At 68.3% G+C, this 13,869-nt stretch carries 14 protein-coding genes; 7 read left to right on the top strand and 7 right to left on the bottom strand.

Annotated features, from left to right (window positions below; all coding sequences use genetic code 11):
- The first annotated feature begins 12 nt into the window (after positions 1–12).
- The 4 genes from OG787_RS14860 (at position 13) to OG787_RS14845 (ending at position 4,785) form a co-directional block, all read left to right on the top strand.
- Positions 13–1,296, top strand: coding sequence for an extracellular solute-binding protein (locus OG787_RS14860; protein ID WP_369035882.1), 1,284 nt, complete (start codon positions 13–15; stop codon positions 1,294–1,296).
- A 130-nt stretch (positions 1,297–1,426) separates the two neighbouring features.
- The gene (locus tag OG787_RS14855; protein WP_369035881.1) at positions 1,427–2,428 is read left to right on the top strand and encodes a carbohydrate ABC transporter permease; all 1,002 of its coding nucleotides are present in this window, start codon (positions 1,427–1,429) and stop codon (positions 2,426–2,428) included.
- Positions 2,425–3,294 (top strand): carbohydrate ABC transporter permease, encoded by an 870-nt coding sequence (locus OG787_RS14850; RefSeq protein WP_405535473.1) that lies wholly within the window; start codon positions 2,425–2,427, stop codon positions 3,292–3,294. The genes OG787_RS14855 and OG787_RS14850 overlap by 4 nt, the downstream gene beginning before the upstream one ends.
- Positions 3,295–3,303: 9 nt before the next feature.
- Positions 3,304–4,785, top strand: a complete 1,482-nt coding sequence (locus OG787_RS14845) for a glycoside hydrolase family 3 protein (protein ID WP_405535472.1) — start codon at positions 3,304–3,306, stop codon at positions 4,783–4,785.
- 142 nt (positions 4,786–4,927) lie between these two features.
- Here the strand turns inward: OG787_RS14845 and nagB are convergent, their stop codons facing one another.
- Together nagB and OG787_RS14835 are read right to left on the bottom strand one after the other, a co-directional pair.
- Complete coding sequence (gene nagB, locus OG787_RS14840) at positions 4,928–5,713, bottom strand: glucosamine-6-phosphate deaminase (RefSeq protein ID WP_369035878.1); 786 nt, start codon at positions 5,711–5,713, stop codon at positions 4,928–4,930.
- Positions 5,714–5,867: 154 nt separating this feature from the next.
- A complete protein-coding gene (locus OG787_RS14835; protein WP_369035877.1) occupies positions 5,868–6,620 on the bottom strand; it encodes an SDR family oxidoreductase in 753 nt (250 codons plus the stop codon).
- A gap of 98 nt (positions 6,621–6,718) precedes the next feature.
- On the opposite strand from OG787_RS14835, the gene OG787_RS14830 reads away from it, so the two are divergent.
- The gene (locus tag OG787_RS14830; protein WP_369035876.1) at positions 6,719–7,360 is read left to right on the top strand and encodes a TetR/AcrR family transcriptional regulator; all 642 of its coding nucleotides are present in this window, start codon (positions 6,719–6,721) and stop codon (positions 7,358–7,360) included.
- 454 nt (positions 7,361–7,814) lie between these two features.
- Entirely contained in the window at positions 7,815–9,290 is a 1,476-nt protein-coding gene (locus OG787_RS14825; RefSeq protein ID WP_405535471.1) for a sensor histidine kinase, read from the top strand.
- Positions 9,291–9,466: 176 nt separating this feature from the next.
- On the opposite strand, the gene OG787_RS14820 is transcribed toward OG787_RS14825, so the two are convergent.
- Together OG787_RS14820 and OG787_RS14815 are read right to left on the bottom strand one after the other, a co-directional pair.
- On the bottom strand, positions 9,467–9,724 hold the full coding sequence (locus tag OG787_RS14820) for a WhiB family transcriptional regulator (RefSeq protein WP_006380970.1): 258 nt from the start codon (positions 9,722–9,724) through the stop codon (positions 9,467–9,469).
- A 319-nt stretch (positions 9,725–10,043) separates the two neighbouring features.
- Positions 10,044–11,012 carry a diacylglycerol kinase family protein gene (locus OG787_RS14815; RefSeq protein WP_369035874.1) on the bottom strand — a complete coding sequence of 323 codons (969 nt, stop codon included), beginning with the start codon at positions 11,010–11,012 and terminating at the stop codon, positions 10,044–10,046.
- Between the two features lie 183 nt (positions 11,013–11,195).
- Here OG787_RS14815 and OG787_RS14810 point away from each other — a divergent pair, with 183 nt between their 5' ends.
- The gene (locus OG787_RS14810) at positions 11,196–11,633 is read left to right on the top strand and encodes a hypothetical protein (RefSeq protein ID WP_405535470.1); all 438 of its coding nucleotides are present in this window, start codon (positions 11,196–11,198) and stop codon (positions 11,631–11,633) included.
- A gap of 27 nt (positions 11,634–11,660) precedes the next feature.
- On the opposite strand, the gene OG787_RS14805 is transcribed toward OG787_RS14810, so the two are convergent.
- The 3 genes from OG787_RS14805 to OG787_RS14795 all read right to left on the bottom strand — a co-directional run bounded on the left by OG787_RS14805 (position 11,661) and on the right by OG787_RS14795 (position 13,793).
- The gene (locus OG787_RS14805; protein ID WP_405535469.1) at positions 11,661–12,764 is read right to left on the bottom strand and encodes an RNA polymerase sigma factor SigF; all 1,104 of its coding nucleotides are present in this window, start codon (positions 12,762–12,764) and stop codon (positions 11,661–11,663) included.
- 17 nt (positions 12,765–12,781) lie between these two features.
- Positions 12,782–13,195 (bottom strand): anti-sigma regulatory factor, encoded by a 414-nt coding sequence (locus OG787_RS14800; protein WP_053744517.1) that lies wholly within the window; start codon positions 13,193–13,195, stop codon positions 12,782–12,784.
- A 337-nt stretch (positions 13,196–13,532) separates the two neighbouring features.
- Positions 13,533–13,793: a UBP-type zinc finger domain-containing protein gene (locus OG787_RS14795; RefSeq protein WP_369035871.1), complete on the bottom strand. Its 261-nt coding sequence runs from the start codon at positions 13,791–13,793 to the stop codon at positions 13,533–13,535.
- Positions 13,794–13,869 lie beyond the last annotated feature (76 nt).

The following is a 13,869-nucleotide window of genomic DNA, read 5'->3' as shown; positions in this document are numbered from 1 at the left end:
GAGGAGGGTGGCGTGAAGCGCAAGCTGATAGCCGCGATCGGTATCGCGGGCATGATGGTCTCCATCGCGGCATGCGGGGACAGTGACAGCGGAAGCTCGGACAACACCGGCGCGGACGCCAAGGAACTGACCGTCTGGCTGACCGTGGACGCGCAGAACAACTGGCCTGAGCTGGTGAAGGCCGCTGACGCCGCGCTGGTGAAGAAGCACCCCGGCATCAAGATCAACCACGAGTACTACGGCTGGCCCGACAAGAACGCCAAGCTCGACGCCGTTCTCGCCACCGACAAGGCGCCCGACGTGGTCGAGATGGGCAACACCGAGATGCTCAGCTACATGGTCAAGGGTGCCTTCGCCCCCGTCGACCCGGCGAAGTTCGAGAACTCGGCAGCCTGGCTCGACGGCCTCAAGGCCTCCGTCACCTACGAGGGCAAGACGTACGGCGTCCCCTACTACGCCGGTGGCCGCGTCGCCAACTGGCGCAAGGACGTGGCCGCTTCGGTCGGCGTCAAGTCGACACCGAAGACGTACGCCGAACTCACCTCCGCCCTGGACAAGATCCAGAAGAAGGAGGGCGACAAGTACAACGCCTGGTACCAGCCCACCCGCGACTGGTACGCCGCCATGTCCTTCGTCTACGACGCCGGCGGCTCGATCGCCGAGGAGTCGGGCGGCCAGTGGAAGGCGACCCTCTCCTCGCCGGAGTCCGTCAAGGGCCTCACGGAGTTCAAGAACGTCATCGACAAGTACATGCACGGTGACAAGACCAAGGACGAGTCCGACCGTTACATCGTCTACGGCCAGGGCAAGACCAGCATGATCTTCGCCGCCGCCTGGGAGGGCGCGACCGCCGAGGCGCCGGAGAACGACAAGACCGGCAAGCTCAAGGGCAACCTGGAGAACTTCGTCATGCCCGGCCCGTCCGGCAAGAACATGCCGGTGTTCCTGGGCGGTTCGGACCTCGCCATCCCGGTGAAGTCGGACGCGCAGACGGTCGCCGCCGAGTGGATCAACGCCTACACCGGCGCCAGCGGCCAGAAGGGCCTGATGGCCAAGGGCAACCTGCCCAACAACAAGACCGACCTCGCCACCCTGAAGAGCGACCCGGCGACGGCGGTCCCGGCCACGGCGGCCGAGTCCAACTGGTTCGTGCCGATGGCACCGGGCTGGGGTCAGGTCGAGAAGGCCCAGATCCTCCAGACGATGCTCCAGAGCATCGGCACCGGAAAGAAGACGGTCGAGGAGGCCGCGAAGGAAGCGGACGCGGCGATCGACAAGGTCATCAACGTCAAGTAGCGGACCGACGCGGGGCCCTGTCACGGGGAGGGCCCCGCTCGCTCGCCACGCGCAGGACCCGCCGGCCACAGGCGGGACCTTGACGACCGTCATGACCGTACGACCTGAGGGACCGCTGAGGAGTGCGCGGATGAGTGCCGCTGATACGACCACCCCTGCCAAACTGCCGCCGTCGACACGGCACGCGCCGCCATCACCGCCGACCGGCGGCCCGGACACCCCACGGAGAAAGCGGACGGCCATGGGCGCCGCCGCGATTCCGTGGGCCCTGCTGGCCCCCTGTCTGCTGATCCTCGCGCTGGTCCTCGGCTATCCCCTCGTCCGTCTGGTCACCCTGTCCTTCCAGAAGTTCGGGCAGTCCCAGCTGTGGGGCTTCCAGCCGGCCGAGTCGGTGGGCTTCGCCAACTTCACCCATGTGCTCGGCGACAGCGAGTTCTGGGACGTCGTCGTCCGCACGATCGTCTTCGCCGTCGGCTGTGTCGTCTTCACGATGGTCATCGGCATGCTGATCGCCCTGCTGCTCCAGCGGGTGAGCGGCTGGATGAAGACGCTCATCAACATTGTCCTGGTGGCCAGTTGGGGCATGCCCATCATCGTGGCGACCACCGTCTTCAAGTGGCTGTTCGACTCCGACTACGGGATCATCAACGCGCTGCTGAGCAAGCTGCCCGGCGTCGAGATGATCGGCCACAACTGGTTCGCGAGCGGACCGCAGGGCCTGGCCGTGATCATGCTCCTCGTGGTCTGGGGCGCGGTGCCGTTCGTCGTCATCACGCTCGGCGCGGGGCTGACCCAGGTCCCGAAGGAACTGGAGGAGGCGGCCCGGCTCGACGGCGCGGGCGCCTGGGGCGTCTTCCGTTATGTCACCCTCCCCATCCTCAAGCCGATCATCGTGATGCTCACGACCTTGTCCGTGATCTGGGACATGGGCGTGTTTCCCCAGGTGTTCGTGATGCGGGGCGGCCACCCCGAGGCCGAGTTCCAGCTCCTGACCACCTACTCCTACGACCGGGCCTTCGCCGTCAACGACTACGCCCAGGGCTCGGCGATCGCCCTGCTCACCGTGGTGCTGCTGCTCGGTGTCGTCGCCGTCTACATGCGCCAGATGCTGAAGATCGGAGAGGTCGAATGAGTGCGACAGCCCCCTCCGTGCCCCGGAAGGCCGAAAAGACCGCGGGGCCCCGGAAGTCGAAGGCCGGCTGGAACCTGCTGGGCCTGTTCGTCTTCCTGACGGCCGGCTTCCCGGTCTACTGGATGCTGAACACGGCGTTCAAGCCGGCGAAGGACGCGATCGACCCCGACCCGAGCCTGTTGCCGACGGGGTTCACCCTCGACAACTTCCGCCGCGCGCTGAACATCGCCGACTTCTGGGGCCCGGTCGGCCGCAGCCTCATCGTGTCCCTCACGGTCGTCGTGATCGGCATCATCGTCGGCATGCTGGCGGCCCTCGCCATCTCGCGCTTCGCCTTCCGCGGCCGGAAGATCGTCATCGTCGGCATTTTGGCCGTGCAGATGGTCCCCCTGGTCGCGATGATCATCCCCGTGTTCCTGCTTCTCAACGACCTCGGCCAGTACGACCGGCTGACCGGCCTGATCATCACCTATCTCACCTTCATCCTTCCGTTCACGGTGTGGACCCTGCGCGGCTTCATCGTCAACATCCCGAAGGAGCTGGAGGAGGCCGCGATGGTCGACGGCTGCTCCCGCACCACCGCCTTCATCCGCGTGGTCTTCCCCCTCCTGGCCCCCGGCCTGGTCGCCACCTCGGTCTACGGCTTCATCCAGGCCTGGAACGAGTACCTCTACGCCCTGATGCTGATGAGCCAGAAGAACCAGACCGCCACCGTCTGGCTCGGCAACTTCACCACCAAGCACGGCACCGAGTACGCCCCGATGATGGCCGGCTCCACGATGATGGCCGTGCCGATCGTCGTCCTCTTCCTCCTCGTCCAGCGCAAGATGGCCGCGGGCCTGACCGCGGGCGCCGTGAAGGGATAACCCCACCCGATGACGACACTCGCCCGCCGCCCCGACACGCTGACCCGCGACGCACTCACCGTCCTCCAGCCCGGCTTCCCCGGCACCACCGCCCCCGACTGGCTGCTGCGCCGCCTCGGCGAAGGCCTTGCCTCCGTGGGCCTGTTCGGCCGCAACATCGCGTCCCCCGCGCAACTGGCCGCCCTCACCGCCCAGTTGCGCGCCGAACGCGACGACGTCCTGGTCGCGATCGACGAGGAGGGCGGCGACGTCACCCGCCTGGAGGTCCACACCGGCTCCTCCTTCCCGGGCAACCACGCCCTGGGCGCGATCGACGACGTCCAACTGACACAGGAAGTGGCGCACGAACTCGGCCACCGCCTCCGCGTCTGCGGGGTCAACCTCAACTGGGCCCCCTCCGCCGACGTCAACTCCAACCCCGCCAACCCTGTCATCGGCGTCCGCTCCTTCGGCGCCGACCCGGAGCTGGTCGCCCGGCACACCGCCGCCTACGTCACCGGTCTCCAGACGGCGGGCGTCGCCGCCTGCACCAAGCACTTCCCGGGCCACGGCGACACCTCGGTCGACTCCCACCACGCCCTCCCACGCATCGACGCGAGCCGCTCGGTCGTACTCGACCGCGAACTCGCCCCCTTCCGCGCCGCGATCGAGGCCGGCACCAGGGCCGTGATGAGCGCCCACATCCTGATCCCCTCCCTCGACCCAGACCGCCCGGCCACGCTCTCCCACCCCGTCCTCACCGACCTCCTCCGCGGCGAACTCGGCTACACCGGCCTGATCGTCACCGACGGCATGGAGATGCAGGCCATCGCGGCCACCTACGGCATCGAACGCGGCAGCGTCCTCGCCATCGCCGCCGGCGCCGACGCCATCTGCGTGGGCGGCGGCCTCTCTGACGACGAGACGGTACGCAGCCTGCGCGACGCCCTGGTCAACGCCGTCCGCACCGGCGAACTCCCGGAAGAACGCCTGGCGGACGCGGCCGAACGAGTCCGCGCCCTGTCCCGCTGGACGGCCTCGACACCGCAGCCCTCCGACACGGCCCCTACGGACGTAGGCCTCACAGCGGCCCGCCGCGCCCTGAAGGCAACGCACCCCGAGCCCTATGAACCCCTCCGGGAACCCCCGTACGTGGCCGCCCTCACCCCCGTGGCGAACTTCGCCGTCGGCAACGAGACCCCGTGGGGCGTGGCAGCGGAGTTGGTACGCCTCCTCCCCGGCACCCGCACCGGCACCTTCACCGGCGAGAACGCGGGCCACGCGGTCCTGACGGAAGCGGGCCTGAGCCGCATCGTCGCCGTGGTCCGCGACGAACACCGCCACCCCTGGATGTCCGCCGCCCTGGACACCCTCCTGTCCGCCCGCCCCGACACGATCGTCGTGGAGATGGGCGTCCCCCAGGCTCCCCGACGAGGCGCCCTACACCTGGCGACCCACGGCGCGGCCAGAGTCTGCGGCGTGGCGGCCGCGGAGTTCATCGCGGGGGAGTAGCCGTACGACGACACAGGCGCCGGTCCCTCTCAACGGGGGCCCGGCGCCGCTTTTGTCTTTTGGGGGCGCGGGGAACTGCGCGACAAGCCACAACGAACCGGCAGCCAGCACACAACCGAACCCGGCAGACGCTTAGATCCCCCTAGATCCCTTGCCACTCAGGCTTGTTGACAAAGGTGTGCCGAAAATAATCCGCCAGCTTCAACTTGGAAGCCGCTCCCTCATCGACCACCACAGTCGCATGCGGATGCAATTGCAGCGCAGACGCAGGACACACCGCAGCAACAGGCCCCTCCACAGTCGCCGCGACGGCATCAGCCTTACCCTCGCCGGTCGCGAGCAGCACCAAGTGCCGAGCCTCCAGAATCGTCCCGATGCCCTGCGTGATCACATGGTGCGGCACCTGCCCGATGTCCCCGTCGAAGAACCGCGCGTTGTCGATCCGGGTCTGCTCGGTCAAGGTCTTGATCCGGGTCCGAGAGGCGAGCGAGGAGCACGGCTCGTTGAACCCGATGTGTCCGTCGGTCCCGATCCCCAGCAACTGGAGGTCGACCCCGCCGGCCTCGGCCAGCGCCTTGTCGTACGCCTCGCAAGCCCCCCGTACGTCCTCGGCGGTCCCGTCGGGCCCCGTGAACGCGTCCATCCCGATCCCGAGCGGCTCCAGCACCTCGCGCCGCAGCACCGAGCGGTACGACTCCGGATGCTCGGCAGGCAGCCCCACGTACTCGTCGAGCTGGGCTATTCGGGCCCGGGACACGTCCACGGCGCCGGAACTCACCTGTGCCGCGAGTGCCTGGTAGATGGGCAGCGGGGTCGAGCCGGTGGCCACGCCGAGCAGGGCGGTCGGCTTGTGCCGGAGCAGCTGTGCCATGGCTCCGGCGATCAGCTCGCCACCCGCCTTGGCGTCCGGAACGATGACAACTTCCACGCTGGGCCTGCCGATCTGGAGTGACGACGTAAGTCTTCAGTAGAGGTCTCGGTAGCAGTTCTCAGTAGAGGACTCGACCGAGACCTGGAGGGGGACATAGGGGAACCATGTGGTTTAGACCAATCTAACAGAACGGGGTTCCGCGGCCCAGGTCCTACGTCAGTGAACCTCCCGTCACATCCACCCAGCTCCCGGTCACCCACCGACCGCCGTCCGACGCGAGAAAGGCGACCACGTCCGCCACATCCGCCGGCGCCCCCACGCGCCCGAGCGCCGATATCGCCGCCGCCTCCGCCCACGCGTCCTCGGTCGAGTGCAGCAGCTCGGCGGTGTTGTCCGTGTCGATGATCCCCGGGGCGACCGAGTTCACCGTGATCCCCCGCCCGCCCAGCAGCTTGGACAGGTCCCGGCTGAGGACGTCCAGCGCGCCCTTGGTCATGGAGTACGCCATGAGGTTCGGCATCCCGGCGGAGCGGGCCAGGCCCGAGGAGATGTTGATGACCCGCCCGCCGTCCCGCAGCCGGTCGAGGCCGTGCTTGGCGATGAAGTACGGCGCCTTCACATTCACCGCGAAGACCCTGTCGTACTCCTCCTCGTCGATCTCCTCGATCGGCGCCGTCGTCCCGATCCCGGCGTTGTTGACCAGGATGTCCACGCCCTCCGCCCGCTGGTCGAACGCCTCCCACACCGCCTCGGCGTCTCCCGGCCGCCCCAGCTCGACCCCGATCGTGAACGCCGAACCGCCCGCCGACTCGATCGAGGCGACCGTCTCCTTCGCGGCGGCCTCATCTCGTCCGTAGTGCACGGCGACCCGCGCCCCGTCCCGCCCCAACCGCTCGGCGATTCCCCGCCCGATTCCCCTGCTCGCGCCCGTGACCAGCGCCGTCCTACCCGTGAGCACACCCATGACCGACGTCCCCCTCGCATTTACCTAGTGGCCGCTACAGAAAAAACCGTACAACACGGCTCGGACATTTAGCTAGTGCCCGCTATAGAATCCACTCCATGGTGAACGAGGAGCCCCGGACCAGGGCGAAGTCCGCATCCGCACCCGTGTCCAAGCCGCGTGGCCGCCCCCGCTCCTTCGACCGTGAAACCGCGCTGGAGCAGGCGGTCCTGGCCTTCTGGGAACACGGGTACGAGGCGACCTCCGTCTCCGACCTCACCCGCGTCATGGGCATCGGCGCCCCGAGCCTGTACGCGGCCTTCGGCGACAAGCAGTCCCTCTTCGCCGAGGTCGTGCAGGCGTACGGGGTGAAGCACGGTGCCTTCGGCGACCGCGCGCTGGCCGAGGAGCCCACCGCCCGGGCCGCCATCGGGCGGATGCTCAGGGAGGCCGCAGCCGAGTACACGGACCCCGGCCACCCGCACGGCTGTCTCGTCATCCACGCGGCCACCAACTGCACGACGCCCGAGGTCGAGGCGTCCCTGCGTGAGCGGCGCAACGCGAACATCGCCGCCTTCGAGAGCCGCATGGAAGAAGACGTCGCGGCGGGGGAACTGCCCGCCGGAACCGATGCCGCCGCGCTCGCCCGGTACGCCGGGGCCGTTCTCCAGGGAATGTCGCAACAGGCCCGCGACGGCGCGAGCCGGGAGGAGCTGGCGGCGGTCGCGGAAATTGCCATGGAGATCTGGCCCCGCACATGAACCAACAGGGCTAGGCTGCATGGTGGATCCTGGGACGTCCGACTAGTTCCAACGGGCGGCATTGAGGCATCCGAAGTGCTCGCGAAGACACAGCAACAAACACTCTTCAACGCATGGACACGGCTTGTGGTCTAGTCCACAATGCGTAGGGAAAACGTACGATCGATCAGCTGTAGGTACAACCGGCTGTATGTACGACCAGAGCCTCCGTCTTCCCCGCACAGGAAGGCGGATCGAGGAACCGGGGCTCTCTGCCCTGACTGCGCCGGCTCCTCATCCATCGGCCGACTGGGACCGCACACCCCACGGCCGTTGCTGCTCCGGGCTGCGGTGCCGGGAGGGTTGAGGGTCCCTCTCAGGCGCCGCGGCCCGCGGGTGTTTCCGGGCCTCTTTCGCACCTTCCCGCCAGCCACGGTTTCAGGCCATGTCCGAACCGCCGGGTACGCTCGCACACGTGCCCTCCATGAACGAACTCGTACGCCAGCACACCGCGCTCAGCGACTCCGACCTGGAGTGGCTGCACCTGCTGGTGTCGGAGTGGCAACTGCTCTCCGACCTCTCCTTCGCCGACCTCGTCCTGTGGGTCCCCACGCGTGACGGCACCCGCTATGTCTCGGTGGCCCAGATGCGGCCCAACACCGGCCCCACCTCGTACCAGGACGACATGGTCGGCCACCTCGTCCCCCGTGGCCGCCGCCCCCTGCTGGACGCCGCTCTGGACGAGGGCCGGATCGTGCGCGAGGGCGACCCGGAATGGCGTGAAGAGGTCCCTGTCCGCGTCGAGTCGATCCCCGTCCGCCGGGAAGGACGCGTCCTCGGGGTCATCGCCCGCAACACCAACCTCCTCACCGTCCGGACCCCGAGCCGCCTGGAACTGACGTACCTCCAGAGCGCCTCCGACCTGGCCCAGATGATCGCCGCCGGATCGTTCCCCTTCTCGAACCAGGTCGTCGACATGGACGCCTCGCCGCGCGTCGGCGACGGACTGATCCGCCTCGACGCCGACGGAGTCGTCCAGTACGCCTCGCCGAACGCGCTGTCCGCGTACCACCGCCTCGGCCTGGCCTCCGACCTCGTCGGCCATCACCTGGGCATGACCACCGCGGAACTCGCCCCGACCCGGGGGCCGGTGGACGAGGCGCTCGCCAAGGTCGCCAGCGGGTGGGCGCCGCGCGAGTTCGAGATCGAGTCCGACGACGGGGTCATCCAGTTCCGGGCGATCCCCCTCAAGCCCAAGGGCACGCGCATCGGTTCGCTCGTCCTGCTCCGGGACGTCACCGAACTGCGCCGCCGCGAGCGCGAGTTGATCACCAAGGACGCGACCATCCGGGAGATCCACCACCGGGTCAAGAACAACCTCCAGACGGTGGCAGCCCTGCTGCGCCTCCAGGCCCGCCGCATCGACTCGGAACGCGGGCGCGAGGCCCTGGAGGAGGCCGTACGGCGGGTCGGATCCATCGCGATCGTGCACGAGACGCTCTCCCAGAACCTGGACGAACGCGTGGAGTTCGACGAGATCGCCGACCGCGTCCTCGCGATGGTCGCCGAGATCTCACCGGGCACGGTCACCGCCCGGCGCAGCGGACGCTTCGGCATCCTGGACGCGGAGGTCGCCACCCCGCTCTCCATGGTGCTGACCGAGATCCTTCAGAACGCCCTCGAACACGGCTTCGGGCCGGGCGAGACCGGCACGGTCGAGGTCTCGGCGGTCCGCGGCGGCACGAGCAAGGAGGCCCGCCTCCTCGTCACCGTCCAGGACGACGGCGTCGGTCTCCCCGAGGGCTTCGACCCGCACCGCTCGGGCAATCTCGGCCTACAGATCGTACGGACGCTGGTGGAGGGGGAGTTGGGCGGCACGTTCGACATGGTGCTGGCGCCCGAGCGGGGTACGCAGGTGATCCTCGACGTCCCGGTGCGCGCCAACAAGTAGGCGCACGGACGGCGATTCACAGCAAGGCACAGCAATGAGCCCCGGACCATGGGATGGTCCGGGGCTCATATGCTCGTTGCTATGCGCATCGGGGGCACTGCGCGCTGCGGCTCGGGGGCGGGAGATGCGTACTCGCTGTACGCGCCGCCAAGCTCAGGCTGTTACGGGGTGGGTTGTCAGGCGGTTGCCTGGCGGGCCCGGTTGCGGGCGGCGCGGCGCTTCATGGCGCGGCGCTCGTCCTCGCTGAGACCACCCCAGACGCCGGAGTCCTGGCCGGACTCAAGCGCCCACTGCAGGCACTGCTCCATGACGGGGCAGCGGCGGCAGACGGCCTTGGCTTCCTCGATCTGCAGCAGCGCAGGACCGGTGTTGCCGATGGGGAAGAAGAGCTCGGGGTCTTCCTCGCGGCAAACGGCGTTGTGACGCCAGTCCATGGCTGCTACCTCTCCTTGGTATTACATGCACGTTGCTTGTGAATGTGAACGCTTTCACGAATCCCTCAACAAGTGAAGGGCCGATCATCAGACGGACTGATGTGGTCCTGTGAAGTGAGGAGGGGTTCTGGCTCTCTGTGGTGGCCGGTGTTGCGGGCCGTCCCGAGCGCCACGTAGAGACTCGCAAACCTCAGCGGCGGATACAACCCCTACCGGAAAGTTTTTTTTGATTCCTCGGTGTCGGCTCGGTCACAGCCGTACTTCCATGGGGTGGACCCTGGCCTAAACGTTCGAGTGGAAGGACTTTAGCCCGTTCCGCTCACACAATCACACGCAGTGCACGGCGTACGCCTGTGAACGTCACGCTCGTTCGCAGTCCAAGGTGGTCGCCGTCCATCTGGAGGGGGAGAGGCGCCTTCGAATGCAAGGTGAAGTCGGTCAGGTCGTGCAGGGACGTTGCATGCCTGCCATGGGGTCCCCGTTCGGGGGACGAAGTGAGCAACTGCATGCCATACCGGGCAACCGCGGCCGTCGACATACGGCTGAGGCCGAGTACGTCGAGCCCGGTATCGAACGAGGCCTTAGGTGACGCGTACACCGGGCGATTGCCCAGAAACGTCCAAGGGGACGTGTTGCAGACTATGGACAGCACAAGATCGGTAACGGGGTCCTCGCCCGGTTGTTCCAGAGTGATCGTGCCGTGCCGGCGATTGGCCTCTCCCAGGAATTGGCGCGCGGCCTGACGCAGGTAAAGGGAGTGTGTGGATTTCCTGCCGCGTTCGCGCTGCTGTTCCACCCGCCCGATCACACCCGCGTCGAATCCCAGACCGGCGCAGAACGTGAACCAGCGCTCCGGCACGGACTCGTCCTCGGTACCCGGCGTCCCCTTCGCCATCCCGAGGCCCACCGTGCGCTCCCGCTCCTCGCGCAGGGCGTCCAGCAGGACACCGGTGGCCTCCACGGCGTCGTTGGGCAGGCCGAGGGCGCGGGCGAAGACGTTCGTGGAGCCGCCGGGGACCACGGCGAGGCCGGGGAGCCGGTCCGGGTCGGGGCCGTTGTGCAGGAGCCCGTTCACGACCTCGTTGACCGTGCCGTCGCCGCCGAGGGCGACGACCAGATCGATGTCCTTGCTGTCCGCCGCCTGCCGGCCGAGGTCACGCGCGTGGCCCCGGTACTCGGTGGTGACCGCCTCGAGTTTCATCTCGCTAGCGAGAGCATGGGTCAGCACATCGCGCGTACGTGCGCTTGTGGTGGTAGCCGCCGGATTGACCACGAGAAGTGCACGCATGCGAAGCAGGGTACCTACCCGGTGGTACTCGGCCCAGGGCAGGTTAGGGATCAGTAAGAGTTGGGGGGCGTGAGTGGGGGGCGTGGTGTTTGGCTGCGGGTGCGTTGTGGCTGGTCGCGCAGTTCCCCGCGCCCCTAAGGGGCGCGTCCGAGCGCCGTCGGGCTCCAGCGATACCCTTCTTGCGTGAGCGTTGAGCAGAACCCCTCCCCGGAATCCACGCAGCCGCGGCCTCTGCGGCTGACGGCTGCTGCCGTGCTCGCTGCCCTGGAGGGGCTTGCCCTGGTCGTCGGGGGAGTTTTCATCCTCGTGCTGGGGATCACGGGTGACGCGGACGACCGGCAGCAGGCCGTCACCGGGGGTGTCACGTTGATCGTGCTCGCGCTGCTGCCGCTGCTCGCCGCGCGCGGGCTGCTGGGGCGGCGCAGTTGGAGCCGGGGGCCGGCCGTCATCACGCAGATCATGGCGTTGCCCGTGGCCTACAACCTGCTCCAGGCGGACAGCATGGCCATTCCGGGCGGGATCGTGCTGGGTGTCGTGGCGGTCACCGCGCTGGTGCTGCTGGTGAACCAGGAGACGACCCGGGCCCTCGGGATCCGGGGGCCCGGCAGCGCGTCGGAGTAGCCCTGAGGGGTACTCCTCGATCAGTGGTTACTCCTCGACCAGCAGTTTCTCGCGCAGCTGGGCCAGGGTCCGGGCCAGCAGCCGGGAGACGTGCATCTGGGAGATGCCGACCTCCTGCGCGATCTGCGACTGCGTCATGTTGCCGAAGAACCGCAGCAGCAGGATCCGCTTCTCGCGCGGCGGGAGATCCTCCAGGAGCGGCTTGAGCGACTCGCGGTACTCGACGCCCTCCAGGGCCTCGTCGTACGCGCCCAGCGTGTCCGCGACCGCCGGGGACTCGTCGTCCGTGTCGGGGACGTCCAGGGACAGCGTGGAGTAGGCGTTGGCCGACTCCAGGCCCTCCAGGACCTCCTCCTCCGAGATGCCCAGCTTCTCGGCCAGTTCGTGGACCGTCGGGGAGCGGCCGTGCCGCTGCGACAGCTCCGCCGTCGCCGTGGTGAGCGAGAGGCGCAGCTCCTGGAGCCTGCGCGGGACGCGGACCGCCCAGCCCTTGTCCCGGAAGTGCCGCTTGATCTCACCGACGACCGTCGGGGTCGCGTAGGTCGAGAACTCGACACCGCGGTCCGGGTCGAAGCGGTCGACCGACTTGATGAGGCCGATGGTCGCGACCTGGGTGAGGTCGTCCAGCGGCTCGCCGCGGTTGCGGAAGCGGCGCGCGAGGTGCTCGACGAGCGGGAGATGCATACGGACCAGCCGGTTGCGCAGCTCCGCGTACGCGGCACTGCCGTCCTCCAGCGAACGCAGCTCGATGAAGAGGGCACGCGCTCCGCTGCGGTCCGTCGGGGAGTGCTGTGTGGCCTGTGCCGTCTGTGCGCCCTGCGCGTCGTCTCGTTCGTGCTCGCTCATCGTCCCGCCCGTCGACCTTCCCCGAATTCGCGCATCAGCTCGAACAGGGGAGACCTCGCTTGGCCCTTCCAGGGGCGCACTCTGCACGGCACCTTCCCGATCCAGCTGCCCGTCGTCCATGAAGCCGGCCTCCGAGGGGTCGTCCTCCGGGTGCGGCCGGGCCTGTTCGGGGATGCCGGCGATACCGGCGATGCCGGAAATGGCGTCCGCCGTGTCCCGCGGCCCGTCGGGGCCGTCGCTGCCCGCCGCGGGCAGCTCCCGTGTGCCGCGCTCTTCGTCCCGCACCGGCCCGTCCCCGTTCCTCACGCCGGCCCGGGTCCCGCGCCGCGCTTCTTGTAGAGACTGATCGACACGGTCTTGTCCTCGGCGACGGTGGAGTCGACCTGGCCCGCGAGGGCGGACAGGACGGTCCAGGCGAACGTGTCACGCGCGGGGGCGTGACCGTCCGTGGTCGGTGCCGAGACCGTGACCTCCAGGGAGTCGTCGATCAGCCGGAACACACAGCTGAGTACGGAGCCGGGCACGGCCTGCTGAAGCAGGATCGCGCAGGCCTCGTCCACTGCGATGCGCAGGTCCTCGATCTCGTCGAGGGTGAAGTCCAAACGGGCCGCGAGACCGGCCGTGGCCGTACGCAGCACCGACAGGTAGGCACCCGCGGCCGGCAGCCGGACTTCCACGAAGTCCTGGGTCGCGGGCTCGCCTGCGAACTGGGACACCCTCACCTCCAAGGTGGTACAAGCTCTTTCGGGGGCCGAGGGTCGCCCCCCGGGGTAACGCGATACGTGGTTCAGCGGTGACGCTACCGCGCTCTCGACTTTCCTGTCCCCGGGACCCCAGCCCCTTGCTGTCACTCATAGTAAACATACGGATACGCACAGTGGCTAGGGGTTCTGCGGGCCCAATTGGGAAGAACGAGCGCCGGGTTGACGTACCCAGACGTCAGACGGTCGAACCGTCCGGATCCAGGGTCACACGAGTACGCCTCCGGTCACCAATGCCCCTGCTCACACGGGTGCGAGGTCGGGTGGACGACGATACGCGGCTTCCGCGCGGTCATACGAGGACATGGTCCACGAAGCACCAGCGCCAGCTCTCGCCGGGTTCGAAGGTGCGCATCACCGGATGTCCGGTCTCCTTGTGGTGCTCTGTCGCGTGGCGCATCGGCGAGGAGTCGCAGCAGCCGACGTGGCCGCAGTCCAGGCACAGGCGCAGCTGCACCGGATGGGTACCGGCCGCCAGGCACTCCGGACAGGTCTCGCTCTTGGGCTCGGGTTCCGGGAGCGCCAGCGCGTCGGCATGCGTGCACTGTTTCATGATTGCCAGGTTACGACGGGTGCGCGGAAAGCCGCGCGGAAACCAGATGGGGTGCCGGATGGGGCGGGAAACGAGA

The sequence above is a fragment of the Streptomyces sp. NBC_00075 genome, assembly GCF_045041225.1.
Lineage (GTDB): Bacteria > Actinomycetota > Actinomycetes > Streptomycetales > Streptomycetaceae > Streptomyces > Streptomyces adonidis.
The sequence above is the reverse complement of the archived record's forward strand: the minus strand, read 5'-3'. Positions and strand labels throughout refer to the sequence as shown.